This window comes from Sphingomonas sp. S1-29 (assembly GCF_026167545.1).
Lineage (GTDB): Bacteria > Pseudomonadota > Alphaproteobacteria > Sphingomonadales > Sphingomonadaceae > Sphingomonas.
The window spans coordinates 2,835,210-2,861,369 of the sequence record NZ_CP110678.1 but is presented as its reverse complement, the minus strand read 5'-3'; the positions used below and the strand labels follow the sequence as shown (position 1 = coordinate 2,861,369).

The 26,160-nt window shown below is 66.6% G+C and carries 21 protein-coding genes; 13 read left to right on the top strand and 8 right to left on the bottom strand.

Features of this window, described 5'->3' with window-relative positions; translation table 11 throughout:
* Nucleotides 1-82: 82 nt before the first annotated feature.
* Nucleotides 83-403 (bottom strand): hypothetical protein, encoded by a 321-nt coding sequence (locus OKW76_RS13630; protein ID WP_265549400.1) that lies wholly within the window; start codon nucleotides 401-403, stop codon nucleotides 83-85.
* A 507-nt stretch (nucleotides 404-910) separates the two neighbouring features.
* Between OKW76_RS13630 and OKW76_RS13625 the strand changes: the two genes are divergently transcribed.
* The 7 genes from OKW76_RS13625 (at nucleotide 911) to cobA (ending at nucleotide 10,639) form a co-directional block, all read left to right on the top strand.
* The gene (locus OKW76_RS13625) at nucleotides 911-1,489 is read left to right on the top strand and encodes an ANTAR domain-containing response regulator (RefSeq protein ID WP_033923418.1); all 579 of its coding nucleotides are present in this window, start codon (nucleotides 911-913) and stop codon (nucleotides 1,487-1,489) included.
* On the top strand, nucleotides 1,489-2,703 hold the full coding sequence (locus OKW76_RS13620; RefSeq protein WP_265549399.1) for a CmpA/NrtA family ABC transporter substrate-binding protein: 1,215 nt from the start codon (nucleotides 1,489-1,491) through the stop codon (nucleotides 2,701-2,703). The genes OKW76_RS13625 and OKW76_RS13620 overlap by 1 nt, the downstream gene beginning before the upstream one ends.
* A 230-nt stretch (nucleotides 2,704-2,933) precedes the next feature.
* Nucleotides 2,934-4,172 (top strand): nitrate/nitrite transporter, encoded by a 1,239-nt coding sequence (locus OKW76_RS13615; RefSeq protein ID WP_265549398.1) that lies wholly within the window; start codon nucleotides 2,934-2,936, stop codon nucleotides 4,170-4,172.
* A gap of 35 nt (nucleotides 4,173-4,207) precedes the next feature.
* On the top strand, nucleotides 4,208-6,685 hold the full coding sequence (gene nirB, locus OKW76_RS13610; RefSeq protein ID WP_265552982.1) for a nitrite reductase large subunit NirB: 2,478 nt from the start codon (nucleotides 4,208-4,210) through the stop codon (nucleotides 6,683-6,685).
* Nucleotides 6,686-6,797: 112 nt separating this feature from the next.
* Nucleotides 6,798-7,139: a nitrite reductase small subunit NirD gene (gene nirD, locus OKW76_RS13605; protein WP_265549397.1), complete on the top strand. Its 342-nt coding sequence runs from the start codon at nucleotides 6,798-6,800 to the stop codon at nucleotides 7,137-7,139.
* A 103-nt stretch (nucleotides 7,140-7,242) separates the two neighbouring features.
* Entirely contained in the window at nucleotides 7,243-9,834 is a 2,592-nt protein-coding gene (locus tag OKW76_RS13600) for a nitrate reductase (RefSeq protein ID WP_265549396.1), read from the top strand.
* Nucleotides 9,824-10,639: a uroporphyrinogen-III C-methyltransferase gene (gene cobA / locus OKW76_RS13595; RefSeq protein ID WP_265549395.1), complete on the top strand. Its 816-nt coding sequence runs from the start codon at nucleotides 9,824-9,826 to the stop codon at nucleotides 10,637-10,639. The genes OKW76_RS13600 and cobA overlap by 11 nt, the downstream gene beginning before the upstream one ends.
* A gap of 824 nt (nucleotides 10,640-11,463) precedes the next feature.
* Here cobA and OKW76_RS13590 read toward each other — a convergent pair.
* Entirely contained in the window at nucleotides 11,464-11,724 is a 261-nt protein-coding gene (locus tag OKW76_RS13590; protein WP_265549394.1) for a histidine kinase dimerization/phospho-acceptor domain-containing protein, read from the bottom strand.
* On the bottom strand, nucleotides 11,724-12,071 hold the full coding sequence (locus OKW76_RS13585) for a hypothetical protein (protein WP_265549393.1): 348 nt from the start codon (nucleotides 12,069-12,071) through the stop codon (nucleotides 11,724-11,726). The genes OKW76_RS13590 and OKW76_RS13585 overlap by 1 nt, the downstream gene beginning before the upstream one ends.
* A gap of 281 nt (nucleotides 12,072-12,352) precedes the next feature.
* Between OKW76_RS13585 and OKW76_RS13580 the strand changes: the two genes are divergently transcribed.
* The 4 genes from OKW76_RS13580 to OKW76_RS13565 are packed head-to-tail and all read left to right on the top strand — an operon-like array spanning nucleotide 12,353 to nucleotide 15,748.
* Complete coding sequence (locus tag OKW76_RS13580; protein WP_265549392.1) at nucleotides 12,353-13,258, top strand: ABC transporter ATP-binding protein; 906 nt, start codon at nucleotides 12,353-12,355, stop codon at nucleotides 13,256-13,258.
* The gene (locus OKW76_RS13575; protein ID WP_265549391.1) at nucleotides 13,258-14,010 is read left to right on the top strand and encodes an ABC transporter permease; all 753 of its coding nucleotides are present in this window, start codon (nucleotides 13,258-13,260) and stop codon (nucleotides 14,008-14,010) included. Before OKW76_RS13580 ends, OKW76_RS13575 begins: the two co-directional genes overlap by 1 nt.
* 32 nt (nucleotides 14,011-14,042) lie before the next feature.
* A complete protein-coding gene (locus OKW76_RS13570) occupies nucleotides 14,043-15,146 on the top strand; it encodes a sensor histidine kinase (protein WP_265549390.1) in 1,104 nt (367 codons plus the stop codon).
* Nucleotides 15,143-15,748, top strand: coding sequence for a response regulator transcription factor (locus OKW76_RS13565; RefSeq protein WP_265549389.1), 606 nt, complete (start codon nucleotides 15,143-15,145; stop codon nucleotides 15,746-15,748). The genes OKW76_RS13570 and OKW76_RS13565 overlap by 4 nt, the downstream gene beginning before the upstream one ends.
* Before the next feature lie 573 nt (nucleotides 15,749-16,321).
* Here the strand turns inward: OKW76_RS13565 and OKW76_RS13560 are convergent.
* From OKW76_RS13560 to OKW76_RS13550, 3 genes are read right to left on the bottom strand one after another with little or no spacing between them, the layout of a single operon-like run.
* Entirely contained in the window at nucleotides 16,322-17,023 is a 702-nt protein-coding gene (locus OKW76_RS13560) for a gluconate 2-dehydrogenase subunit 3 family protein (RefSeq protein WP_265549388.1), read from the bottom strand.
* Nucleotides 17,020-18,720 carry a GMC family oxidoreductase gene (locus OKW76_RS13555; protein WP_265549387.1) on the bottom strand — a complete coding sequence of 567 codons (1,701 nt, stop codon included), beginning with the start codon at nucleotides 18,718-18,720 and terminating at the stop codon, nucleotides 17,020-17,022. Before OKW76_RS13555 ends, OKW76_RS13560 begins: the two co-directional genes overlap by 4 nt.
* Nucleotides 18,717-19,508: a 3-keto-disaccharide hydrolase gene (locus OKW76_RS13550; protein WP_265549386.1), complete on the bottom strand. Its 792-nt coding sequence runs from the start codon at nucleotides 19,506-19,508 to the stop codon at nucleotides 18,717-18,719. Before OKW76_RS13550 ends, OKW76_RS13555 begins: the two co-directional genes overlap by 4 nt.
* Before the next feature lie 2 nt (nucleotides 19,509-19,510).
* On the opposite strand from OKW76_RS13550, the gene OKW76_RS13545 reads away from it, so the two are divergent.
* Nucleotides 19,511-20,473: an NIPSNAP family protein gene (locus OKW76_RS13545; RefSeq protein ID WP_265549385.1), complete on the top strand. Its 963-nt coding sequence runs from the start codon at nucleotides 19,511-19,513 to the stop codon at nucleotides 20,471-20,473.
* Nucleotides 20,474-20,514: 41 nt separating this feature from the next.
* Here the strand turns inward: OKW76_RS13545 and OKW76_RS13540 are convergent, their stop codons facing one another.
* Nucleotides 20,515-21,999, bottom strand: coding sequence for an MFS transporter (locus OKW76_RS13540; protein ID WP_265549384.1), 1,485 nt, complete (start codon nucleotides 21,997-21,999; stop codon nucleotides 20,515-20,517).
* Between the two features lie 78 nt (nucleotides 22,000-22,077).
* On the bottom strand, nucleotides 22,078-23,124 hold the full coding sequence (locus OKW76_RS13535; protein ID WP_265549383.1) for a LacI family DNA-binding transcriptional regulator: 1,047 nt from the start codon (nucleotides 23,122-23,124) through the stop codon (nucleotides 22,078-22,080).
* 340 nt (nucleotides 23,125-23,464) lie between these two features.
* Between OKW76_RS13535 and OKW76_RS13530 the strand changes: the two genes are divergently transcribed.
* Nucleotides 23,465-26,119: a TonB-dependent receptor gene (locus tag OKW76_RS13530; RefSeq protein ID WP_265549382.1), complete on the top strand. Its 2,655-nt coding sequence runs from the start codon at nucleotides 23,465-23,467 to the stop codon at nucleotides 26,117-26,119.
* Nucleotides 26,120-26,160: the final 41 nt, after the last annotated feature.

Below are 26,160 nucleotides of genomic sequence, written 5' to 3'. Positions count from 1 at the left end.
CGCTTCTCGACTTGGGCCGTGTGGTCTGCAGTCAGCCTTCAGCGTAGCGGTGCCGACGTCGATGGCGGTCCGCATCAGGGCATCAATTACCTTCGGCGTCCACCGTGAACACCACCGGCTTGCCGCGCGACATCGGCTCCCAGCCGGCTGACAAAGCGGCGCGCACGCACCGTGAAATCGTTGCGTCATCAAGCTGGAGTCTACCGCGCGGCAACCCCTTCAATAACCGCTTGGGCGGCGGGAATTCCAGCAATGCTTCGCGCTTGGCATCTTGCTGGAAAAGCGAAACCGTCATTCCCTTCCAACCCCCGTCATCCAACGGATACGGTTCGCGCTGAAGACGCCAGTCATATGGGACGCCATCGACATCGACGATGCCGGCATTGCTTCGGAAGTTTGCCATATCGGTGCTGTAGCATGCCAGTACGGCCAAGCACATGTTCGGAGTCGCCGGCCGACGCGCAGCATGCCCAAGGTCAACTCGATGATGGGTTTGGCTTCAACTCAGGCAGACAGCCTTTCCCGACGACGCGTGTCCGTGCCGAGCCATATACCGACCTTCACGATGCCATCGCAGCCTCCCTAGGCCGCCCACAGGTTCATGGTCCTGGTAATCTGGCCGTTCGCGAACGGGCAGGCATATTGATTTCCGCCACGGTGATTGCCCGCTCGCGCGCTGCCGGGCTACTTATTCGGCGCCACGACAGGGTTTCCCGCCGAAGCCGATCAATCAGGCTGAAAGAATTATATCCAGGATCGTCGCGGACGGTCCGCAAAGCCCAATCTTTGTCGGGCATGGCGGTCACGGCGCCCGCCTTGGTACAGCTTTAGGGGAGACTTCCGGAACGACCCGATTGCCTCCTCCCTACGAAGCCGTTGGCATCCCCGCCTAACCCCGCATAATGGACCGATGCGGATCGCGATCATCGACACCAGCACCACGCGCGCCGCGATCATCTCGGATGGCCTGCGCGAGGCGGGGCTCGACGATCTGGTGATCATCGACAGCGGCGGGCGGCTGGTGGCGCAGCTCGAGGCGGCGGCGCCCGAAGTGGTGTTGATCAACCTCGAAAACCCTAGCCGCGACGTGCTCGAGGAATTTTTCGCGGTGTCGCGCGCGCTAGACCGGCCGATCGCGATGTTCGTCGATCAAAGCGATGCCGAATCGACCGCCGCCGCGGTCGATGCCGGGGTGTCGGCCTATATCGTCGACGGGCTGGCCAAGCAGCGGATCAAGCCCGTGCTCGACCTGGCGATCCGTCGCTTCCAGGCATTTGCGCGGCTCCAGGCCGAGTTGCACGAAGCCAGGAGCGCGCTCGCCGATCGCACCACGATCGATCGTGCCAAGGCGATCCTGATGAAACGGCGCGGCATCGACGAGCCCGCGGCCTATGGCTTGCTGCGCGCGCAGGCGATGCGATCGAACCGCCGGATCGCCGAGATCGCCGACGCGATCATCACCAGCGACGCGTTGATGGGGGATATGTGATGGCGCTCGACCGGGTTCGAATCGGCTTCCTGCCACTGGTCGATGCCGCGCTGCCGATCCTCGCGCGCGAGCAAGGGTTCGCCAAGGCCGAGGGGATCGAGATCGAGCTGGTGCGCGACATGAGTTGGGCGACGGTACGCGACCGGCTGCTGTACGGGCATACCGATGCCGCGCACATGGTCGCGCCGCTTGCGCTGGCGACCGCGCTGGGGCGCGGGCGGCCGGCGGTGGCGATGGCGGTGCCGTTCGTGTTGGGGCTCAACGGCAATGCGATCACGCTGGCGCTGCCGCTCGCCGACCAAGTGCTCGATGGGGATTCGCTCGGCGATCCGGTGGTGCTCGGCGCGCGGCTCAAGACGCTCGCGCTGGCGCGCGCCGCTGCGGGCGAGCGGCTGCGCTTCGGCGTGGTGCATCGCTATTCGAGCCATAATTATATGCTGCGCTATTGGCTCGCGGCGGTCGGTATCCGGCCCGATGTCGATATCGAGATCGTGACGATCAGCCCCAGCTTCGCCGCCGACGCACTGGCGGCGGGCGAGATCGACGGCATCTGTGTCGGCGAACCGTGGAACAGCGTGGCGGTCGATCGGGGAGTCGGGCGGATCGCGCTGGTCACCGCGCAGATCTGGCGGCGCGGGGTGGAGAAGGTGCTAGCGATGACCGCCGACACGCTGGCGCAGCGCGGCGACACCGTCGCGCGGCTGATCCGCGCGCTGCACGCCGCCGCCGCGCACTTCGTCGATGCCGACAGCCAGGCCGAAAGCGCCGCGATCCTTGCGCGCCCCGAATATCTCGCAGCGCCGGTCGACCCGATCGCGCGCGCGATCGGCGATCGGGTTCGACTGGTGCAGGGGGCCGAGCCGGTCCACGTCCCCGATTTCATGTTCCAATATCGCGAGGCGGCGAACTTCCCGTGGCGCAGCCAGGCGGCGTGGCTCTATTCGCAAATGACCCGATGGGACGGCACGCCGTTTTCGGCGGCGGAGGCGGAGACCGCGCAAGGCGTGTTCCGGCCCGATGTCTATCGCGCCGCGCTCGCCGGATCGGGCGCACCGCTGCCCGGGGCCAGCTCGAAGATCGAAGGCGCGATCGGCGGCACCGGAGTCGCGGCGGGGTCGACGCAGGGGCGGCTGATCCTGGGGCGCGACCCGTTCTTCGATCACCGCGCCTTCGATCCCGACGATATTCCGGGCTATCTGAAGGCATTGCCCTGATCATGCTGCGATTGCGAAACGACGCTTGCGTCGCGCCTGCGAATCGGTCATCTTCCCCGCGTCGGACAAGGAAGTCCGGCACGAGATAACCGCGCAAGGTTCCAACGAGGGGACCGAACCGCGTCGGATGGCCGGATGGTCGTCCACAGGCAACGAAGCCGCCCCGATGCGCCCGCAAGGTCGCCGTCGGGGCGGCTTTTTCTTTGTCCATCGCAGATGGGGGCACGACCATGGCAACGACCTTCTGGCATGACGAACCGAGCGAACCGACTCGCGGCTTTTGGGACAGCGGCCACAAGCCGACGCTGATCGCAGCGTTCCTGTATTTCGATTTCGCGTTCATGGTGTGGGTGCTGCTCGGCCCGCTCGCCCCCGACATCGCCCTGGCGCTGGCGCTGACGCCCGCGCAAAAGGGGCTCATGGTCGCGGTGCCGACGCTCGCCGGCGCGGCGCTCCGCGTCGTCAACGGGCTGCTGGTCGACCGGATCGGGCCGAAGCGGTCGGGGGCGATCGGCCAGATCATCGTCATCGGCGGGTTGTTCAGCGCCTGGGCACTGGGGGTGAACAGCTTTGCCGGCACACTGGCGCTCGGGGTGATCCTGGGCTTTGCCGGGGCGAGCTTCGCGATCGCGCTGCCGCTCGCCAGCCGCTGGTACCCGCCCGAACATCAGGGCAAAGCGATGGGGCTTGCCGGAATGGGCAATTCGGGGACGGTGCTCGCCGCCCTGTTCGCGCCGACGCTGGCCAAGATGTTCGGCTGGAACGCGGTGCTCGGGCTCGCCTGCATCCCGCTGACGCTGGTGCTGATCGTCTATCTGGCGCTGGCCAAGGACGCGCCGGGTGCCCCTGCCCCCAAGCGCCTGTCCGAATATCTCGAACCGCTCAAGCAAGCCGATGCCTGGTCGCTGATGGGGTTTTACGCGGTCACCTTCGGCGGGTTCGTCGGGCTGGCGGCGTCGCTGCCGATCTATTTCACCGACCGGTTCGGGCTCGATACCGTGCTGGCGGGCTATTGCACCGCGGGCTGCGTGTTCGCCGGATCGATGGTGCGGCCGATGGGCGGCGCGCTCGCCGACCGGATCGGCGGGGTCAAGACGCTGTCGGTGGTGTTCGCGGTCGCCGCGGTAGCGCTGGCGGGAGTCGGCGCGGCCAGCCGGGTCGATGCCGCGCTGGCGTTGTTCGTGCTGGCGATGCTCGCACTGGGCGCAGGCAACGGCGCGGTGTTCCAGCTGGTGCCGCAGCGTTTCGCTGCCGAGATTGGGGTGATGACCGGGCTGGTCGGCATGGCGGGCGGGGTCGGCGGCTTCTACCTCGCTTCGTCGCTGGGCCTTGCCAAGCAATGGACCGGCAGCTTCCAGCCGGGCTTCCTGATCTTCGCCGCGCTGTCGCTGATCGCGCTTGCCGGACTGACGCTGGTCAAGCCGCGCTGGCGTGCGCGCTGGACCACCGTTGCCGGGGTGCGGATCTGATGCGCCCGCCCCTACCCCTCCCGCTGGACGATCCGATGCACCACCAGTCGCACCCCGCCGCCGCCCTTGAGCGCGAACATCTGGTCGTGATCGGCAACGGCATGGCGGGCTGCCGTGCGATCGAGGAGCTGATCGCGCGCGATCCCAGCCGCTACCGCGTGACGATCTTCGGTGCCGAGCCGCATGTGAACTACAACCGCATCATGCTGTCGCCGGTGCTCGCGGGCGAAAAGAGCTTCGACGAGATCGTGATCAACGATCGCCAATGGTACGCCGCCAACGGGATCGAGCTGGTCACCAGCGATCCGGTGCTGGCGATCGATCGCACCGCGAGGACCGTGACTGCACAATCGGGGCGCACGGTCGGCTATGACCGGCTGTTGATCGCCACCGGATCGGACCCGTTCATCATCCCCGTCCCCGGCAAGGACCTGCCCGGCGTCATCACCTTTCGCGACATGGCCGATGTCGATCATATGCTCGCCGCCGCAGGCAAGGGCGGCGATGCGGTGGTGATCGGCGGCGGACTGCTTGGGCTAGAGGCGGCGCATGGGCTGACATTGCGCGGCATGAAGGTGACGGTGATCCATCTGATGCCGACGCTGATGGAGCGCCAGCTCGACGAGGCGGCGGGCTGGCTGCTCAAATCGGCGCTCGAAGCGCGCGGCCAGACGATCCTGACCCAGGCCAACACCGCCGAGATCGTCGGCACCGAAGCGGTCGAGGGGGTGCGGCTGAAGGACGGCACGCTGATTCCCGCCAGCCTGGTGGTGATGGCGGTCGGCATCCGCCCCTCGGTGGCACTCGCGCGCGACGCCGGGCTGGCGGTGGGGCGCGGCATCCAGGTCGACGATCATATGGTCACCAGCGACCCCGCGATCCTCGCGGTGGGCGAATGCGTCGAGCATGACGGCCAGGTCTATGGGCTGGTCGCGCCTTTGTGGGACATGTGCCGCGCGCTCGCCGACGGGCTGGTCGGCAGCCATAGCGGCTATCGCGGATCGGTGACCTCGACCAAGCTCAAGGTCGCCGGGCTCGACGTCTTCTCGGCAGGCGATTTCTCGGGCACCGACGGTGCCGAAGACATCGTGCTGCGCGACGCCTCACGCGGCATCTACAAGCGCGTGGTGGTGAAGGACGACCGCATCGTCGGCGCGGTGCTATATGGCGACACCGGCGATGGCGGCTGGTATTTCGACCTGCTCAAGCGCGGCGAGGATATCGGCGCGATCCGCGACATGCTGATTTTCGGCCAGGCCTTCGCCTCGGGAGGGGGCGTCGCGGACCCTAAGGCCGCCGTTGCAGCGCTTTCCGATACCGCGGAGATTTGCGGCTGCAACGGCGTGACCAAGGGACAGGTCGTCGCGTGTATCGACGCCGGCGGGCACAGCCTGGATGCGGTGCGCGCGGGGTGCAAGGCATCGGCATCGTGCGGATCGTGCACCGGCATCGTCGAGACGCTGCTGGCGATCACGCTGGGCGACGCGGTCGAAGCCGGCCCCAGGACGATGTGCAACTGCACCAGCTTCGGCCATGACGATGTCCGCCGCGAAATCGTCGCCCAGCAGATGCGCTCGATCCCCGAGGTGATGCAGAAGCTGCACTGGGCGACCCCCGATGGCTGTTCGTCGTGTCGCCCAGCGCTCAATTATTATCTGCTGTGCGCGCTGCCGGGCGAATATGTCGACGACCAGCAGAGCCGCTTCGTCAACGAACGGATGCACGCCAACATCCAGAAGGACGGCACCTATTCGGTCGTCCCGCGCATGTGGGGCGGGCTGACCACCCCGCGCGAGTTGCGCGCGATCGCCGATGTCGTCGAGAAATATGATGCGCCGATGGTCAAGGTGACCGGCGGTCAGCGGCTCGATATATTCGGGATCAAGAAGGAGGATCTGCCCGCGGTCTGGGCCGATCTCAACGCCGCCGGAATGGTCAGCGGCCATGCCTATGGCAAGTCGCTGCGCACGGTGAAGACCTGTGTCGGGTCCGAATGGTGCCGCTTCGGCACGCAGGATTCGACCGGGCTTGGCGTCAAGATCGAGCGGATGACCTGGGGCTCGTGGATGCCGCACAAGTTCAAGATCGCGGTGTCGGGCTGCCCGCGCAATTGCGCCGAGGCGACGATCAAGGATTTCGGCGTGGTGTGCGTCGACAGCGGCTATGAGCTGTCGGTCGGCGGCAATGGCGGGATCAAGGTGCGCGCCACCGATTTCCTGTGCAAGGTGGCGACCGAGGCTGAGGCGATGCATTATTGCGCGGCCTTCATCCAATTATACCGCGAGGAAGCGCGCTATCTCGAGCGCACCGCGCCGTGGATCGAGCGCGTCGGCGTCGACTATATCCGCGCGCGGATCGCCGACGACGCCGAGGGACGTGATGCACTGGCGGGGCGGTTCCACGTCGCGCAGCAGTTCTTGCAGGACGACCCCTGGGCAGCGCGCGCGGCGGGGGCCGAACGCGAACAGCATGCGCCGATGGCGCGCTTCACCCCGCATGCGGTGCCGGCATGACCGCCGCTCCCCCGTTCGTGTCGAGCGAAGTCGAGACACGCTTTGAGCCGCCACCACCCCGCCAGCGCTTCTCGACTTCGCTCGAAGCGAACGGATTTCAGGAGGATCGACCATGTTGACCGGTGAATGGCTCGACATCGGCTGGGCCGATGAAATCCCCGTGCGCGGCAGCCGCACGGTGCAGGTCGAAGGCGGCGACGACATCGCGGTCTTTCGCACCGGCGACGGCCGCGTCTTCGCGCTGGCCGATCGCTGCCCGCACAAGGGCGGGCGGCTGAGCCAGGGGATCGTCCATGGCGGCGCGGTCGCCTGCCCGCTCCACAATTGGCGGATCGCGCTGGCGACCGGCGAAGCGCTGGGTGAGGACAAGGGGTGTACACCGGTGATCCCGGTGAAGCTGAGCGGCGGGCGGGTGCTGATCTGCCGGGCAAGCACGATGCAGGCGGCGGCGTGAGGGCGCGTTCGTCTTCTCCCTCTCCCCTCCCGGGAGAGGGGCTGGAGCCGCGGCGCCTCCGCACTGCCCCTCTCCCAACCCTCTCCCCGGAGGGGAGAGGGCTTTGAGCATCCGCACCACCTGCGCCTATTGCGGCGTCGGCTGCGGCATCCTCGCCACCCCGACCGGCGAGCGCAGCGCGACGATCGCGGGCGATCCCGATCATCCCGCCAATGCCGGCAGGCTCTGCTCCAAGGGCACGCATCTGGGCGAGACGATCGGGCTTGAAGGGCGGCTGCTCCACCCGAGGATCGGCAAGCGCCGCGCGACCTGGGACAAGGCGCTCGACCTGGTCGCCAAACGCTTCCGCGACACGATCGCGCAGCATGGGGCGGGCAGCGTGGCCTTCTACGTCTCGGGTCAGTTGCTGACCGAGGATTATTACGTCGCCAACAAGCTGATGAAGGGCTTTATCGGCTCGGCCAATATCGACACCAATTCGCGGCTGTGCATGGCCAGCGCGGTCGCGGGCCACATGCGCGCTTTCGGCGAGGATGTCGTACCCGCAAGCTATGCCGATCTCGACGCCACCGACCTGATCGTGCTGGTCGGATCGAACACCGCCTGGTGCCACCCGATCGTCTACCAGCGCATCCGCGCGCGCTGCGAGGCGGGGGCCAAGCTCGTGGTGATCGATCCGCGCCGCACCGAAACCGCAGGCGAAGCCGATCTGCATCTGGCGATCCGTCCGGGCACCGACGTCGCGCTGATGAACGGGCTGCTCGCGTGGTGCCGCGAGGCGGGCGTAGTCGACGACGCGTATCTGGCGGCGCATGTCGCGACGCCCAAGGATTTCTGGGACCGAGTTGGAGAGGGAAGCGACCTGTGGTCGGTGGCGCGCATCTGCGATGTGCCGCCGCAAGACCTCAGGCGCTTTTTTGAATGGTTCGCCGCGACGCCGCGCACCGTGACGATGTTCAGCCAGGGGGTGAACCAGTCGCTGTCGGGCACCGATCAGGTCAACGCGATCACCAACCTTCACCTCGCCACCGGGCGCATCGGCAAGCCCGGCGCCGCGCCTTTCTCGATCACCGGCCAGCCCAATGCGATGGGCGGGCGCGAGGTCGGCGGGCTGGCCTCCAGCCTCGCCGCGCATATGGATTTCGCCCCCGAAAACGTCGCGCGCGTCGGACGGTTCTGGGCCGCGCCCAATATGGCGACCAAGCCGGGGCTGAAGGCGGTCGATCTGTTCCGGGCGGTGGGCGAAGGACGGATCAAGGCGCTGTGGGTGATGGCGACCAACCCCGCGGTGTCGATGCCCGACGCCGGCCGGGTGCGCGCGGCGCTGGCGGCGTGCCCGTTCGTCGTCGTCTCCGACGTGGTCGCGCAGACCGATACCTCGCGCCACGCGCATGTCCGCCTGCCCGCCACCGCCTGGGGCGAAAAGGACGGCACCGTCACCAATTCGGACCGGACGATCAGCCGCCAGCGCGCCTTCCTGCCCGCGCCAGGCGACGCCAGGCCCGATTGGTGGATCGTCACCCAGGTCGCGCGGCGGATGGGGTGGCGCACCGCCTTCGCCTATGATCGCCCGGCCGACATCTGGCGCGAGCATTGCCGGCTGTCGACCTATGAAAATGACAGCGAACGGCTGTTCGCGCTGCCCGGCCGATCGGGGGGCGGCAATGCCGAATATGACGCGATGACGCCGTTTCGCTGGGGCGGCACGCCGTTTGCCGACGGCCGCTTCTCGACCCCAGACCGGCGCGCGCGGCTGGTGCCGGTCGTGCAAAAGCCGATCGCCGCGCCGCTGGCCGATTGGCCGCTGACGCTCAACACCGGCCGCTACCGCGACCAATGGCATACGATGACTCGCACCGGGCTCAGCCCGAAGCTCGCGCGCCACCGCGAACAGCCGATGGCCGAGATCCACCCCGACGACGCGCGCGGCGCTGGCATCGCCGAGGGCGGCCTGGTCCGGGTAGCGACACCGCAAGGCGACAGCCTGTACCGCGCCAGCATCGTCGCCACCCAGCGCGCGGGCGAAGTCTTCGTGCCGATCCACTGGACCGATCAGCAGGCAAGCGGCGGGCGCACCGGGCTGCTGGCACGCGCGCTCGCCGATCCGTTTTCGGGCCAGCCGGGGTTCAAATCGACCCCCGCGCGGATCGAGGCGGTGGCCTGCGCCTGGCGCGGTTTCCTGATCGTCCGCGACGAACTCGCCGCGCGCCCCGACTGCCTATGGGCAACGCGGATCGCGGTCCCCAGCGGCACCGCCTGGGATCTGGCGGGCGACGGCGACGCCGCCGCGCTCGACCGGCTGTTGCCGCATGGCCAGCGGATCGAAGCCGCCGATGCCGCCAAGGGATCGCGGCGGATCGCCATCCTGAACGACGGTCGGCTGGCAGCCGCGTTGTTCATCACCCGCGACGGCACCCTGCCCCCGCGCGATTGGCTGGTCGATCAACTGCGCGAGGCGGTCGTCGCGCCGCACCTGCTCGCGGGCCGCGCGCCGGGCGAGCAAATCGATCGCGGGCCGATCGTCTGCGCCTGTTACGATGTCGGGCTGCAGACGATCCTGCACGCGATCGCACAGGCGCGGCTGGTCGATGTCGCCGCGATCGGCGCGGCACTGGGCGCGGGCACCAATTGCGGGTCGTGCCGCCCGGCGCTTGCCCGCCTTCTGGCTTCGGAAGGATCGCACCATGCCGCATGATTTCGCCCCCGGATCGGTCTGGCTGGTCGGTGCCGGCCCCGGCGATCCCGAACTGCTGACGCGCAAGGCCGAACGGCTGATCGCGGCTGCCGACATCGTCTTCCACGACGCGCTGGTCGGCCCCGGCGTGCTCGCGCTGATTCCACCCGCGACCGCGCGCGTATATGTCGGCAAGCGATCGGGCCGTCATTCGAAGGACCAGCAATCGATCAACGACCTGCTCGCCGCCGCCGCGCTCGCGGGCAAGCGCGTGGTGCGGCTGAAGGGCGGCGACCCGTCGATCTTCGGGCGTTCGACCGAAGAGATCCACCATCTCGCCGAACGCGGCGTCACGGTGCGGATCTGCCCCGGCATCACCACCGCCAGCGCCGCCGCCGCATCGGCGGGCATATCGCTGACGCTGCGGGGGATGGCACGCAAACTGACCTTCGTCACCGCCCACGCCCGCGCAGGCGAACCGCTCGACCTCGACTGGAAGGCACTCGCCGCCCCCGAAGCGACGCTTGCGGTGTATATGGGCGCTGCCGCCGCCGGCGAAGTAGCGCGCCGGCTGATCGCGGCGGGGCGCGCACCCGACACCCCGGTGCTGGTCGCGGTCAACGTATCGCTGCCCGACGAACGCATCCTGCGCGGGCCGCTATCGGCGCTGGCGTTCCTGGTCGAAACGATCAGCGGCGATGATCCGTCGCTGCTGTTGATCGGCGAAACGGTCGGCGCTCCCGCTATCGTGTCAGCTACCGCCGAAGCCCGGGGTGCCGTCAGTCCAGCGCTGATGCAAAAAGCGCGTACGTCATTGCCAAGATGACCCACTTTCAGACATCCGGCTAGCGATCCGGCGTTCTCGATCTCGACCGTTCATTCACCGATATAGTGAAGACCAGAGATGCGAACGGCCCAGTGTACTTTTCCCATACGGTACCCAATCCCGTCGGCGGACCAAGGCGTCGATCATCTACAAGCAACGGGAAATCTTTGCACGGTCAAATCCCGCTAGCCATACCAAGATCGAGAGCCCCGTCCGCTATCTGGGCCTCGATTTCGAAGATACTCTGGAACTGTCAAAGCGAACAGAATTTGATCGGATCGGCTTGACCCAGAAGCCGCCGTTCCGGGACGCATTTTAGCCGCGACTGCGGACATCTGTTCATACGGCGCGAAGCGAATATTTAGCGGCATCTCAAGGGTGGTTGCCCGCCCGGTCAGGCGCCTTGCATGACGGCGTCGCGGCCGGCCACCGTAAAGGCGCTGCGATTACTTGCGTGGTGGTGACGACAAAACGCCCCTCTACACCGCGGCTTGGCCCGCATAGTTCCCGGCATCTAGGTGACAGCCCACCTAAGGTTTTGGCCTCAAGCCAGCGGAACGATAATCTCGAACACCCGCGCGCAATCAGCCTCAGCGATGCCCGATCCGTCGTCGCGAATTTGAATGTTCGCTCATGCCGCGCGTGGGGTGCTGTCGACCGTGACTTCGCTCGCGCCTGCCTGCCGGCTGTTTTCGAACATCGTCGACAGGACTGTCATCCGCGTCTCGTCCGCGATATGTGCGAAGATCGCATAGGCGCCAGTCGACAGCTGGACGCGTGAGTGATCGACCTACTTCGCCAGCCGGCACACCACCGCCACGATGTCACACCGCGCGTCCTCGTCGAAGCTCGACAGGTTGGCGCGCAAAATCGAGCAGGCGCTGCACCAGCCAGGACAGCCGCTCGGCGTCGCCGTTGGCGTTGTCGAGGAAGTGGCGACGCTCATCGGATGGCATGTCGGCATCGTGGTCGCGCGGCAACTCGATCGCGCCACGGATGCCGGTAAGCGGCGTCTTGAACTCAGGGCTCATCGCTGTGGCGAAGTCGCGCAGGTAGCGCGTCCGCTGGTCGATGCGCTCGGCCATCACCGCGAGTTCGCGTACAGTTCGCGGATCTTGATCGCTGCGGTCGCGGGCGCTTCCGGCATGCGCGGGCCGCCCCGGGCTACGTCCTGGCTTGCGGCGGCGAGCGCGCGGATCGGACGCGCAATGCCGCGCGACAGCAGGCCAGCGAGCACGACGAGCGTAGTGAAGATCGCCAGGACGCCGAGCGCAATCTTGCCGCGGTCTGATACCGCCCGACGAACAACCCGCGCGGGCGCGACGCTACCGCGCCTTCGGGCATCGCCAAGGTGAAGCGCGCTTCGTTCTGGACGTCGGCCGCGTTCGCGATCGCGATCGCCCACTCGGCATTTTGGAAAACGATAGGACATCGGCCCCTCGCTTCATTTGCGAGGACCGCATATCAGCCGCGCGCGCAGGCATGGTCCGGCGACGAAGGATGATCGTCGCAGCGGAAGTGGAGAATTGGTGCAGGGACCATATCGGACGCTGCGGTTAACGTCGGACTGAAGACGTACAACGAGCACGAAGCGATATCCAAGCAGTTCAAGCGCGGTTAGGCTTAGTGACAACTGTCACCCCTCCAACCTGACAAGTCGCACTGGTCCAAGACCGATCTCCGTCGATGATTGCACCTGCAAGGGAGCAAGCAATGGGCACAGACACCATGGCCGTGGTCGCGCGGCTCGACGGCATATCCAAGCGCTTCGAGAACCATCTGGTGCTGGACGACATCGCGCTCGAGGTCCGCGCGGGCGAAGTCACCGCGCTGCTGGGGCCGAATGGCGCGGGCAAGACGACCTGCGTCGGCATCCTGACCGGCAGGCTGGCGCCCGCCAGCGGCCAGGTCGAGCTCTTCGGGCTCGATCCCGCCCGGCCGGCGGCGCGCGCGCGCATGGGGGTGATGCTCCAGAGCGGCGGTCTTCCCGACGTGCTGACGGTACTCGAGCTCATCACGCTGCAGTCGGGTTATTACCGATACCCGCGCGAGGTGACGGCCACCATCGCGCTGGCGGGGCTCGAGGGGCTCGAAGCGCGCCCCGCTGGCAAGCTTTCGGGCGGGCAGCAACGCCGGCTGCATTACGCGCTGGCGATCTGCGGCCGCCCCGACCTGCTCGTGCTAGACGAGCCGACCACCGGCCTCGATCACGAAGCGCGGCGGCAGCTTTGGACGACGGTGCGCGACGAGGCCGATGGCGGCGCGGCGGTACTACTGACCACCCATTATCTCGAAGAGGCCGATGCGCTGGCCGACCGGATCATCGTGATCGACGAGGGGCGGATCATCGCCGACGATGCCCCCGCCGCGATCAAGGCGCGAGTCGCGGGTTCGACGATCCGCTGCCGCACCGCGCTTTCGAAGCACCAGCTCGCGGCGCTCCCCGGCGTGCGCTCGATCGACCGGAACGGCGCTGCTGCCACGCTCATGGTCGCCGACGGCGCGGCGACGGCGCGCGCGCTGCTCGGCACCGATCCCACGATCTGCGACCTCACGATCACCGCCGCCTCGCTCGAGGACGCCCTCAGCCATCTCTCCAGCATGAAAAGGGCAGCGTGATGGACACCGCCATTGCCGATCCGCTCGGCGTCTTCGGGCGCGAAAGCGTCGCCGAACTGCGCAAGAGCCTTCGCCTGCCCCAATTCACCCTGCCGACGATCATTACCCCCGCGGCCTTCTACGGCTTGTTCGCGGTCGCGCTCAACAAGGCCGGCCCCGACGCCGCGGCATATTCGCTCGCGACCTTCGGGGTGTTCGCCGCCACCGGCCCTGCCCTGTTCGGCTTTGGCGCAGGTGTCGCGATCGAACGCGAAAACGGGCTGATCGAATTGAAGCGGGTGTCGCCGCTTCCTGCGGGCGCCTATGTCTTCGCCAAGCTGGTGGCGGCCGGAGCGATGGCGGCGATGGCGCTGGGGTTGATCTACGGCCTCGCGTTGCTCGGCGGGGTCAGCCTGCGTCCCCAGCAATGGAGCTTGCTGGTGGCGGTGCATCTGCTGTCGGTCGTGCCGTTCGCCTTACTGGGCTTCGCGGCCGGGATGCGACTCGGCTCAAAGGGCGCGATCGCCGCGTCGAACGCGCTGTATCTCGGGTTCTCTATCCTCGGCGGCCTGTGGATGCCGGTCACGATCCTGCCCGGCTGGATGCAACAGATCGCGTGGGCGACGCCGTCGTTCCATCTTGGGCAGCTCGCGCTCGCGACGATCGGCGTTCCACCGCAGGGCGCGATATGGCTGCACTTGCTCACACTGGTCGCGATTTCGGCCGCGGCCGCGTGGTTCGCGGTGGGTGGCTGGCGGCGAAGCCCGGCTTGACCGCCGGCCAACCGCCAGCGACCATCGCCCATATGCAACCGAACGCGACTCCAGGGGTTGGCGGCCAGCGCTGGTACCAGCGCCTGGTCGACGTTCGTGGCCCATGGATCTGGCTGGTCTATCTGCCGCTGTTCGGGGTGCCTTGGCTTGGCAATCCGCCGAACACGCTCGACCTGGTCGCGTCCGCCGCCGGGCTGGCGCTGTTTCTCGCGCTCTACATCTACGCCGCACGCGTTTCGGGCCGCCGGATCATCGCATCGGCGATCCTGATGATGGCGCTGGCGATTGCGATGATCCCGTTCGGGGGCAATTGGGCGGTGCTTGCGGTGTATGCGTGTTCAACGGCGGCAGAGCTGCGGCCCGCGCGCCATGCAGTGCGCCTCGTCGCCGGGCTGATGCTGGTGTCGATCATCGCAGTGATCGGCGCGGGCCTGCCCTGGTATGTCGCGGTGATGGTGCCGCTGTTCGAAGCCATGGTCGTGTACGGCAAGATGGCGGGGCTCGCGCTTGGCGAGAAGCACGGCGCGCTGCTTCGCGCGCAGGAGGAAGTTCGCCTGCTGGCGCGAGAGGCCGAGCGCGAGCGGATCGCGCGCGATCTGCACGACCTGCTGGGGCGTACGCTGACGTTGATCGCGCTCAAATCCGATCTGGCCGCGCGCCTTGCCGATACCGATCCCGCCGCGGCCAAGCGCGAGATCGACGAAGTGGGCCAGGCTGCGCGCGGCGGGCTGGCCGAGGTCCGCGCCACGGTCGCCGACATGCACCACACCGGCCTGGCGCGCGAGATCGAGGCGTCGCGCGCTGCGTTGCGGACCGCGGGCGTCGCCTGCACCGTGATCGGCGAGGAGCTTGCGACCTCCGCCGCCAATAGCGCGGTGCTGGCGATGGCGCTGCGCGAGTCGATCACCAACGTGATCCGCCACGCCGCCGCGACGAGCTGCACGATCGCGCTGCAGGACGACGGAACCGCCGTCGCGCTGATCGTGTCCGACGATGGCCGAGGCGGCCAGTTTCGCGAGGGTTCGGGCCTGCGCGGCATGCGCGCCCGCCTTTCGGCCGCGGGCGGACGGCTGCGCGTCGAGGCGCGTGGTAGCGGCACCCGGGTCACCGCCGCGGTGCCGGCGGCTGTGGCATGATCCGTATCGTGATCGCCGAGGATCAGGCGATGGTGCTCGGCGCGCTGGCTTCGCTGCTCGCCTTGGAGACCGACATCGAGGTGGTCGGACGCGCCCCTGACGGGGTGAAGGCGCTCGACCTGGCACGATCGCTCGGGCCGCACTTGCTGCTGTCGGACATCGAGATGCCCGGGCTGACGGGAATCGAGGTGGCGACGCAGCTGGCGCAGGAACGCTCGGCCACGCGGGTGCTAATCGTGACGACCTTCGGCCGCGCGGGCTATCTTCGCCGCGCGATTGACGCCGGCGTGTCGGGCTATCTGCTCAAGGACAGCCCCGCCGATCGACTGGCCGACGCGATCCGTCGCGTCGCGGCGGGCGGCCGCGTGATCGACCCCGACCTCGCCGCCACCGCGGCGTTCGCCGCGTCGGACCCGCTTTCCGATCGCGAACGCGCAATCTTGCGGCTGGCGCAGGAAGGCCATTCGAACAAGCAGATCGGGCGCTCGCTCACGCTGTCACCGGGGACGGTACGCAATTACCTGTCGGAGGCAGCAGCCAAGCTCGGGGCATCGAACCGCATCGAAGCCGGTCGCATCGCTCGCGACAATGGCTGGCTTTGAACGCGCCACCTACGAGCGATACGAAGTTGCCGGATACCGCACAGGGCTTTCGACGAGAAAGGAAACTAGGCTCGGGTGATCATGCCGCCCTGATAACGGCTTTCGCTGATCAGCTCACCTCTCATATTTTCCTTGGCCGATACGCAGCCCGCTTACGGAGTGCTGGCGGTGAGGAGCCGCTGCTGGAAGTAGCACCGCGCATAGTGATGAGATCGTTGCGGTTGCCTGACGGTGACACCGAACCGGTGTCATAGGATTGCACGAATCACCCCCACGGGATGAACAAATATATGAACTTGGCGAAACCGATCCCACAGAAGCCGTTGCGCCGAACGCGGCGGCCGCCCCCCGTGGTTCAATCGCTTCTAGCAAAGAAACTGCCGCCGGGATCGGAATGGTCATTGGACCGAGTTGACGAATGGCTGAAGCTGTTATCGTCCGCGGTACGGCGATCGGCCGATGAACATTTGGCTTCGTGGACCCCGCTGACGCACCTTTTACGGCGCCCCTCGAACCGGCGCGACGTCTATTCCGCTCCTGCCGCGCCCCCGGCGCGCGACGAGCGGCGAGCCTTCAAGTCGTGCGCACGCCGAGCTTCAGCTCCGCCAGCAGCGCAGCAAGGTGCGTCCGCGCGTCCACCGACGGGCCGGGATACGGGCCTTCGGTGGGCTGGTCGCCGACATAGCCCATGTCCTTCTTTCCCTCGGGCAAGGTGTAGAAGCCCAGCACGAACAGATGGCGCAGCCGATCTATGAACTTGACGGGCATTTCTAGTTTCCCGGCAGGCGCCGCGGCGCACAGCGCATCGAGCATTGTGCCCCGCATCGGCTCGCCAATCACCGCGAAAGCCTTCCGGTGCTGGGCGATGCTCTGTCGGTCGAGCCAGTCGAGGCCGCCGAGGACCGTCGCGCGATCGCCCTGCTGCGTCGGATAGGGCGCGCTGATCCATTCGTCGATGAACGCGCCGACGCCGAGCTGCCCTGCGCCGGGCGACACATCGTCTGCGGGAAGGATCATGTCGCCGAGCAGGTCGATGGTCGTGCGCTGCGCCCTGGTCAGCGTCAGCGGCCAAGCGACCTTGGGCTCCATCAGCGTCGGGTCGCGACCATAGCCCTTTGTCGTAGGAAGCGGCGGCGCGCCCGGCCAGTCGGCGATCGGGCCGAGCAACGGCGTACTCGCCCCCTCCGCAGCGGAGGCGGGGGGCATCCAGCGCGCGAGCGGGGTTGCCGCCGCGGCGATCATCCATTGCAGCGTCGTCCGGCGCGAGGGCGTCATGCGAAGGCTCCCGACTTGAAGCGCGCGGCCAGTTGCTCCGAGGCGCGCAGCGCGAGCGCCAGGATGGTGAGCGTGGGGTTCTTGTGCGCGCCCGAGGCGAAGATCGCGCCGTCCATCAGAACGAGATTGTCGACGTCCCAGGCGCGGCCATAGCTGTCGACCACCGACGTTCGCGCATCGGTGCCCATCCGCGCGGTGCCGAGCTCGTGGATGATCTCGCCGCCCGCAGCCATGATCTTCTCGGGCGGCAGGCTCGGGTCGTCGAGGATCCGGCCGTTCATGCGTTCGAACAACGCGTGCGCGATGCGGCGGCCATGCGCGACCTGATTCACCTCGTGGCGCGAGAAGCGGAAGGCGAAGCGCAGCACCGGGATGCCAAAGCGATCCTTCACCCCCGGATCGATCTCGCAATAGGTCTGCTTATTGGGGATCATCTCGCCGCGCAGCGACAGCCCGATCGTCGCCCCCGACGCGCTACGCACCGCCTTTTTCAGGTCCGCGCCCCACACCCGCGGCAGGACGTTGGGGGAGGGAACGCCGAAGCGCCCCCACACCTCGAAATGATAGCCGCGCGCGAAGTCGAGCTCGCCGCGCTGCTGCTCCTGGTACAGCCAGAACGGGATGTAGACGTGCTGCCCGCCGATGCCGTCCTCGTTATAGCGCGGCCGGTCGGCAAGGCCGGGGATGAAGGCGCTGAACGACGCGCCGGTGGAGTCGGTCAGGTTGCGGCCGAGCTCGCCCGACGCATTGGCAAGCCCCCGGCCCGGCTCACCCGAATTGAGGAGCAAGCGTGTCGTCTCGCCCGTGCCCGCCGCCAGCACCACGGCGCGCGCGCTGACCCGATGCCGCACGCCCGTCTTGCGATCGACATATTCGACGCCCGTGGCCCGGCCCGCCTGGTTCGTTAGCACGCGCGCGACCATCGCGTCGGTGACCACCGTCAACCGCCCCGTCGCCTTCGCCATCGGCAGGAACGAGGTCGTCGTCTGGAACATCGCGCCGATCGTGCAGCCGCGGCTGCACGGCGTCGCGTTGAAGCAGGCGCTTCGCGGCGCGACGGGATCGGGCATGTCGCGCGTCAGCACCGCGGTATGCGCCGCCCGCACGGGAATGCCCATGCTCTCGGCGGTCGCCTTGAGCAGCAGCTCGGGCACGCGCGGCGCGGGCGGCGGCATCAGGCAGTCGGCGGGCGAATCGGGATGGTTCTCGAGGCCGATCGGACCGCCATTGACGCCAATCATCTTCTCGACCCGGTCGTAGTAGGGGGCGACATCGTCATAGCCGATCGGCCAGTCGACGCCGAGCCCGTCGCGCGAAAACGGCTTGAAGTCATAGGCACCCCAGCGCGGCACGTGGCGACCCCAGTGATTGGTGCGCCCGCCCAGCATTCGCGGCCGCCACCAGCGAAAACCGCTGCCCTCGGTCGAGGTATAGGGCTCGCCATCGACCTCCCAGCCGCCGTCGACGGTCGCGTCGAAATAGCCGAACGGCTTGTCGGGGGTCGCGCTGCCCCGGAGCGGCGCGTCGCTTTCGGGCGCGAGCATGTTGACCTCCTGCTGCGGGTCATAGTCGCGCCCCGCCTCGAGCATCAGGCAGCGCAGCCCGGCCTTGGTGAGGCTGTACGCCGCCATGCCGCCGGCAGCGCCCGAGCCGACGATGATGACGTCTGCGGGGGCGGTCGCTGGACCGCGGCTCACGGTTTGTCCGCCACGGCGCTCGCGGCGATCGGGCGCAGCTTGATGTTCCTGAACGCGACCGGCTCGCCATGATCCTGCAGCGCGATGACGCCGCTGGCGAAGGTGCCGAAATAGGGCATTTTCGCGAATTTCGAGCCCGCCACGCGCCGCCGCCAGGCATCGTCGCCGTAGGAGACATCGGCGGTCATCACGCCGTTGAGCCATTGCCGGATGCGTCCCGGCTCGACGAGCAGCCGCGCCCGGTTCCAGCTGCCTGCCGGGCGCGCGGTGCCGGGGGGCGGCACGGTCATGTCGTAGAGCGCGCCCGCCCGGTGCGAGGGGATCTTGCCATCGGCATGCCCCGCATCGTCGAGCACCTGCATCTCGAGCCCGGTTTCATACACCTGCCGCGTTTGCGGGATGTTGCGCGCCAGATAGAGGACGCCGCTATTGCCGCCTTTCGCCACCTTCCAATCGAGCGTGAGTTCGAACGCGCCGAAGCTTTTGGCGGTGACGAGGTCGGTCCCGCTCATCTGGCCGTCGTCCTTGACCAGCACGATCGCGCCATCCTGCACGCGCCAGGTCGGCGGCGCGTCGCCGCCGGCAAAGGACCGCCATCCCGACAGGTCGCGACCGTCGACGAGGAGCGTCCAGCCCGCCGCGCGCTCGGCCGCGGTCAGCCTGTTGGCCGCCGGCACCTGCGCATCCGCCGCCATGCCGCCCGCTACGAGGAGGAGGCAGGCCATAACGGATCGCTTGAGCTTGAACATCGACCTCTCCCGATCTTCCCGCGCGCGGGCGTCGTGCACTGTTGTCGGCAGATCGCAGCCAATCGATTGGTTTTCAACCGCCGAGCGCCCTGCCGCATCTCAAGCAGGCGGCGCGGTGGTCGAACCCTTGTGGATTGACGACGCCCGCGACATCGGCTTCGTACCGCGACAAACGGCTTTGCGAGGACATGATGGCGTACCCAATTGATCGACGTTCGGTGCTCGCAGGGGCTGCCGCCGGTGGTGTAACGCTCGCGAGCACCGGCGCCCGGGCGCAGCGCCGCGCCGCGGCGGTGACCCCCGAGGTCTACGAGCTTCGGACCTACCGCCTGGTTCACGGCGGGATGAAGGCGCGCCTCGACGCCTATCTTCGCGATGCCTTCATCCCGGCGGCGCGCCGCGTGGGTTGTGGCCCCATCGGTGCGTTCACGGTGGCCATCGGCCCGGGAAGCCCGAGCGTCCATGTCCTCGTCCCCTATCCCTCGATCGCCGACTTCGTGGAGCTGCCCGGCAAGCTGGCCGATGACCAGGGCTATGCAAAGGCCGCCGAGCCGTTTGCCGACGCCACGCCCGAAGGGCCGCCTTACGCCTCGCTCGACGTGAAGCTGATGCGCGCCTTCCCCCATTTTCCGCGCGTCGAGGTTCCAGCCGCCGCGGGCGCCAACAAGCCCCGCATCTTCGAACTGCGGACGTATTTCAGCCATAGCGACAAGGCGGGCGCGACCAAGATCGAGATGTTCGACACCGGCGGCGAGATCGAGATATTTCGCCGCAACGGCCTGACGCCGGTCTTCTTCGCCCAGGACCTGACGGGCTCACGCCTGCCGAGCCTGACCTATCTGCTGACGTTCCCGGATTTCGCGGCGCGCGAACGAAGCTGGAGCAGCTTCGGGGCGGATCCGGCGTGGCGCCGCCTGATCACGACACCCGGACTTACCGACCCCGAAATCACCACCGGAATCGACAACCAGATCCTGAGCCCGACGCCCTATTCGCAGATCTGAGGTCCAGACGGACCACGGCTGCGCGAATTCGACAAGCGAAATCAAACCTTCACGCGCCGCATCGCCAGCACCGCGACCGCCATCACTGCAGCGGCGATGAGCATGGTATATCCCGGATCGGTCGGGAACACCGCGTCGATCAATGCGCCCATCAACGCAGCGACGATCAATTGTGGCAGCACCACGAAGAAATTGAAGATCCCCATGTAGACGCCCAGCTTATGCTGCGGCAGCGTATTGGCGAGGATGACATAGGGCATGGTCAGGATCGACGCCCAGGCGATGCCGATGCCGATCATCGCGGCGATCAGCAGCGTGGCATCGCGGATGACGAACAGGCCGACAAACCCGGTCGCCCCGGCGGACAAGGCGATCATATGGGTTCGCACCGGACCCAGAGCCTTTGACAGCAGCGGCAGTGCAAAGGCGCAAATCGCCGCAACCCCCGAATAGATCGCGAATAGCACCCCCACCCAATTGCCCGCCTGATTATAGGCTGCAGAAGCGGGGTCATCGGTGCCAAACGCATTTTGCGCGACCACCGGCACCGAATAGATCCACAGGATGAACAACGCCCCCCAGGTGAAGAACTGGACAAGCGCGAGGCGGCGCATCGTCTCGGGCATCGTCGCCAGATCGTTGACGACGTGGCTGAGCAGATTGTCGCCACGCCCGGCAGCAATCAACCGGCGCGAGACGATCTGCGCGATGCCAAATACCACCAGGCCGATCGATACCAGATACGCCTCGGACTTGAGCGACAGCGCGAAGGCCGCGAGCGCCGCGAGCAACCCGCCCACCAGCCAATAGGGTCCGGTTGCGGGGGTTGCGGTGGGAACGTGATGCGGCGGGGGCGGTAGCTCGCCATCGGCGACAGCGTACAGCGCCTGTTGTTCGGGGCTATATTCGCGCGTGCCGAACACCGTCCACAATACCGCCAGCAGCAATGCGGCGGCACCGATATAGAAGCTGAACCGCACCGTATCGGGGATTTGCCCCTCGGGCGCGACATTGGGCACGCCGAGCTCGGTCAGCACATACGGCGCCAGGCTCGCAATCACTGCGCCCACGCCAATGAACGCGGTCTGGAAGGCGTAACCCGCGGGCCGCTGCGCGCGCCGCAGCATATCGCCGACAAAGGCGCGGAAGGGCTCCATCGTGACGTTGAGCGAGGCGTCCAATATCCACAAGGTGACCGCGGCTGCCCAGATCGCGGGCGAATTGGGCATGAACAGCAACGCGACGGTGCAGAGTATGGCACCGACGAGAAAATAGGGGCGACGGCGGCCGAGGCGGGTCCAGGTTCGATCGCTATAATGCCCGACGATCGGCTGCACGAGCAGGCCGGTCAGCGGTGCTGCCATCCACATCAGCGCAAGATTTTCGATCGGCGTGCCGAGCGCCTGGAATATCCGGCTGGCGTTGGCATTTTGCAGCGCAAAGCCGATCTGAACCCCCAGAAAACCGAACGAGATCGACCAAAGCCCCCAAAAGCCCTGTTGCGGCTTGCCGCCTTGCTCGGTCATCGCTGTCCCTCTTCTCTACGCGCGCCGTACTCGCCGAGTTCATCCTTCGCGACGCTGAGCGGGAGGAGATACAGACCCTTATACAGTCGTATGCGCGACACTGCTGGCCCGGATTTTGAGCGATACGGGCAACAAGCAGCTAACCGGCTCGCGTTGTTCGAGCCGTGCGAGCAGCGCATTTACCAGCGCATCGCCGGCGAGTTGCGCATCCTGCTGCACCGTCGTCAGTGGCGGGCTTGCCTGATGCGCGGCGGGGATATCGTCATAGCCTACGACCGCGATGTCGTTCGGTATCTGTTTGCCGCATTCCTGCAGCGCGTGCATCGCGCCGATCGCGATCAGGTCGCTGGCGGCGAAGATCGCGTCAAATGCACCGCCGCGCGCGGTCAACGTGTGGACCGCGCGATGCCCCGCCGCTTCCAAGGTTATCGCATCGACCTGCAACGCTGGATCGGGTTCGATCCCGGCGGCATGATGTGCATCGCAATAGCCCAGCCAGCGTTCGCGAAATTCGGGAGAATGGTTGTCGCATGCGCCGAGAAACCCGATCCTGCGACGCCCTTGGTGCAACAGATGCTCGGTCGCCACGCGCCCGCCCGCGCGATTGTCGCACCCGATTGTCGTGCCGCGATCGCCGTGTTCGGGCGATCCCCAGCGGACGAAATGCGTCCCTTGCGCGTAAAGTTGTTCGAGCCGGGGCCGATATTGTTGGTAATCACCATAGCCGAGCAGGATGATGCCATCGGCCTTGCGACTGTCCTCGTAGCTTTTCGGGCAGTCACCCGCATGATGCTGAAACGAGATCAGAAGATCATAGCCCGCCTTCCCTGCGCCGCGGGTGATCGCGCCCAGCATCGACAGGAAGAAGGGATTGATCAGCGAACCGTCGGCGGTCACATCCTCGAAAAACAACAGCGCGATCGTATGGGACTGCTGGCTGCGCAGGTTCGATGCGTTCTTGTCGACCGCATAATTCAGCTCCCGGGCAATTGCTTCGATCCGAGCGCGGGTAGCGGCGCTGACCGACGGGCTGCCACGCAGCGCACGCGATACCGTCGGTTGCGACACGCCTGCGCGATAGGCGATGTCGAACGACGTGGGGCGCTGTGACGCCGATCGGGCCACCAAGCTGTTCCTCTCCCGGATGTTCGGCCTGCATAGCCTATGGCCTTGCAAGCTAAGCGATCGGCGCGCGTGCGTAAAGCGATGCTGCGCGCATGGCGGCATCCTCGCGCGGATCCACCGGTCACGCGGATCGCACGATGACATACGTATGCCATCTGTTCGACATCCCGCAACTCGACCTATCCCCACCCTTACGTGCCGCGTTCGTCAAAGGCGGCGCAGCGAACAATAGAACAAGCCGCGGGAACAAGCGGGTCACAGATAGGGGAGAGACCGAATGAAATCATCGATCTGTCGCGCGCCTTTGTCCGGCGTCAGCACCACCACCATAGCGCTTTCCATGATCGCGTTTGCCACGCCGGCGATCGCACAGGACGTGCAGGAAACGCCGCCCGCCGAGGCCGAATCCGAAGAGATCGTCGTAACGGGGTTTCGCCAGAGCCTTGAGAACGCCGTTGCCGCGAAGAAAGAACGCGATCTGGTCGTCGAATCGATCTCGGCGGAGGATATTGGTCGCCTGCCCGACGCGTCGATCGCGGAATCGATCGCACGCCTCCCGGGCCTGACGTCGCAGCGTGTGTCGGGCCGCTCGAACGCGATATCGATCCGCGGTTTCGCGCCCGATTTCTCGACGACGCTACTCAATGGTCGCGAGCAGACGTCCACCGGCGATAATCGCGCGGTCGAATATGACCAATATCCGTCCGAGGTCGTCAACCAGGTGCTGGTCTACAAGACCGCACAATCGAACCTGATCGGCCAGGGCCTTTCGGGCACGGTCGACCTGCGCACCATCCGCCCGCTCGAATATGGCAAGCGTACGCTCGCGATCGGCGGCCGCGGCACCTACACCGATCTTGGCAAGCTCAATGCCGGATCGAAGGAATATGGCTACCGCGTGTTCGGCACCTATGTCGATCAGTTCGCCAACGATACGATCGGCATCGCGCTATCGGCCAACTATCTCGACGAACCGTACCAGATTCAGGAATTCAACGCCTGGGGCTATGCGGGCGCGGGTCCGGCGAACCCCGATGCCGGGGTGATCGGCGGATCGAAGAGCTATGTCACGTCGACCAACCTGAAGCGGCTGGGGCTGCAGGGGACGCTGCAATGGCAGCCTGCGCCGAACTATACGATCACGCTCGACGGATTCTTCTCGGATTTCGACGATCCGCAGATCAAGCGGGGTATCGAACTGCCGCTGGCGTTCGACGGCGATGGCCCGCAAGCGACCCGACCGCAGTTGCTGAACCCGGTCGTCGACAACAACTTCGTGACGGGCGGCACCTTCACCAATGTCGAAGGCGTGGTCCGCAACGATTCCTTCGAGCGCAAGGCCAAGCTCTACTCCTTCGGCCTCAACCAGAAATACGAAGGCGATGACGGCTGGAACCTCTTCGTCGACATCAGCTATTCGAAGACCGATCGCAGCGAGACGATCATCGAAAGCTACGCCGGGACCGGCTATGGTCTCGATACCGGGGCGTCCGATACGATCGGTTTCCAAAGCGGTACCAGCGGCACGGTGTTCAGCCCGACGCTGAATTATTCGGACCCCAATCTGATCCTGCTGACCGATCCGCGCGGCTGGGGCGGAGCGAATGTCCAGGCTGGATATTTCAACGATCGCCAGGTTCGCGACGAAATCCAGCAATATCGCGGCGAAGTCGAGAAAGAGCTGGAGGGCTTCCTGCGGTCGATCCAGTTCGGCCTGAACTATACGCGGCGCGAAAAAGCACTGACGCCCGACGAATCATTGCTGGTGCTGAGAGGCGGCGCGTTCCAGCAGCAGATCCCGAGCGAATATCTGCTGGGATCGACCAATCTAAGCTATCTGGGGCTGGGGCCGATGCTCAGCTACAACCCCGCCGAGCTGCTGGAGGGCGGCGTTTACGACCTCATCCGGAATACCAGCCTCGACGTGCCTGCCAAGGCGTTCCAGATCAACGAAGACGTCATGGCAGCGTATCTGCAGGCCAATGTCGATCAGGAGGTCGGCACCGCGGTGCTGACGGGCAATTTCGGCGTGCAGTTCGTCTCGACGGTGCAGAAATCGTCGGGACTCGTCGCGGCGGGCGGCGCGCTCCAGCCGACCGTGGCGGGCGACGACTATATCGATGTGCTGCCGAGCGTGAACCTGTCGTTGCGGCTGCCCAGCGACTGGGTGTTCCGCGTTGCGGCGGCGCGCCAGATGCAGCGCGCGCGGCTCGACGACATGCGCGTCGCGATCAATTACGGGATCAACACCGGTGTCCCCGGCGGCATCTATCAAGGCAGTGGCGGCAATCCGCAGTTGCGGCCGATCCGTTCGAATTCCTATGACGCCACGATCGAGAAGTACTTCGGGACGCGCGGCTACATCGCGTTGCAGGGCTTTTACAAGGACCTGCAAAGCTTCGTGTACAATCTGGAACAAGAGTTCGACTTCACCTCCTATCCCAAGCCCATCGGGGTGCAGCCCGCCACCAATATCGGCCTCCTGAACCAGCCGATCAACGGCGAGGGCGGCACTATCTATGGGGTCGAGCTTGCAGGAACGCTGCCCTTTGGCGAGCTTGCCGGGGCGCTCGACGGGTTCGGCGTTACCGGTGGCCTGAGCTATACCGAAACGCAGATCCAGCCGACGCCGGGTGCGCCCTCGGAGGACATTCCGGGCTATTCGCGCTGGGTAGCGAACGGCACCGCCTTTTTCGAGAAGTGGGGCTTCAACGCGCGGGGCTCGGTGCGCTATCGCTCGACCTTCATCGGCGAATTGTCGGGCTTTGGCGCCAATCGGGTGCGCCGTCGTGCGCTCGATGAAATGATCATCGACGCGCAGATCGGCTATGATTTCCAGGCGGGATCGGCGCTCGAGGGCGTGTCGCTGTTCGTGCAAGGCCAGAACCTGACCGACGAACCCTTCGTCACGGTCGATCCGCGCGACGAGCGGGCAATTGTTGATTTCCAACAATATGGCCGTCGTTTCCTGGCGGGTGCGACGGTGCGGTTCTGAGGTAACGGGCCCCTCGCCTCGCTTCCTGGGAACCCCAGCGA

What these genes read in the sequence shown, in the direction of transcription:
- OKW76_RS13585 (WP_265549393.1), bottom strand. Translation starts at nt 12,071, where the DNA reads ATGTCCTATCGTTTTCCAAAATGCCGAGTGGGCGATCGCGATCGCGAA.
- nirB (WP_265552982.1), top strand. Translation starts at nt 4,208, where the DNA reads ATGCACCACCAGTCGCACCCCGCCGCCGCCCTTGAGCGCGAACATCTG.
- OKW76_RS13625 (WP_033923418.1), top strand. Translation starts at nt 911, where the DNA reads ATGCGGATCGCGATCATCGACACCAGCACCACGCGCGCCGCGATCATC.
- OKW76_RS13630 (WP_265549400.1), bottom strand. Translation starts at nt 403, where the DNA reads ATGGCAAACTTCCGAAGCAATGCCGGCATCGTCGATGTCGATGGCGTC.
- OKW76_RS13590 (WP_265549394.1), bottom strand. Translation starts at nt 11,724, where the DNA reads ATGGCCGAGCGCATCGACCAGCGGACGCGCTACCTGCGCGACTTCGCC.
- OKW76_RS13620 (WP_265549399.1), top strand. Translation starts at nt 1,489, where the DNA reads ATGGCGCTCGACCGGGTTCGAATCGGCTTCCTGCCACTGGTCGATGCC.
- OKW76_RS13530 (WP_265549382.1), top strand. Translation starts at nt 23,465, where the DNA reads ATGATCGCGTTTGCCACGCCGGCGATCGCACAGGACGTGCAGGAAACG.
- OKW76_RS13560 (WP_265549388.1), bottom strand. Translation starts at nt 17,023, where the DNA reads ATGACGCCCTCGCGCCGGACGACGCTGCAATGGATGATCGCCGCGGCG.
- nirD (WP_265549397.1), top strand. Translation starts at nt 6,798, where the DNA reads ATGTTGACCGGTGAATGGCTCGACATCGGCTGGGCCGATGAAATCCCC.
- OKW76_RS13565 (WP_265549389.1), top strand. Translation starts at nt 15,143, where the DNA reads ATGATCCGTATCGTGATCGCCGAGGATCAGGCGATGGTGCTCGGCGCG.
- OKW76_RS13570 (WP_265549390.1), top strand. Translation starts at nt 14,043, where the DNA reads ATGCAACCGAACGCGACTCCAGGGGTTGGCGGCCAGCGCTGGTACCAG.
- OKW76_RS13540 (WP_265549384.1), bottom strand. Translation starts at nt 21,999, where the DNA reads ATGACCGAGCAAGGCGGCAAGCCGCAACAGGGCTTTTGGGGGCTTTGG.
- OKW76_RS13615 (WP_265549398.1), top strand. Translation starts at nt 2,934, where the DNA reads ATGGCAACGACCTTCTGGCATGACGAACCGAGCGAACCGACTCGCGGC.
- cobA (WP_265549395.1), top strand. Translation starts at nt 9,824, where the DNA reads ATGCCGCATGATTTCGCCCCCGGATCGGTCTGGCTGGTCGGTGCCGGC.
- OKW76_RS13575 (WP_265549391.1), top strand. Translation starts at nt 13,258, where the DNA reads ATGGACACCGCCATTGCCGATCCGCTCGGCGTCTTCGGGCGCGAAAGC.
- OKW76_RS13580 (WP_265549392.1), top strand. Translation starts at nt 12,353, where the DNA reads ATGGGCACAGACACCATGGCCGTGGTCGCGCGGCTCGACGGCATATCC.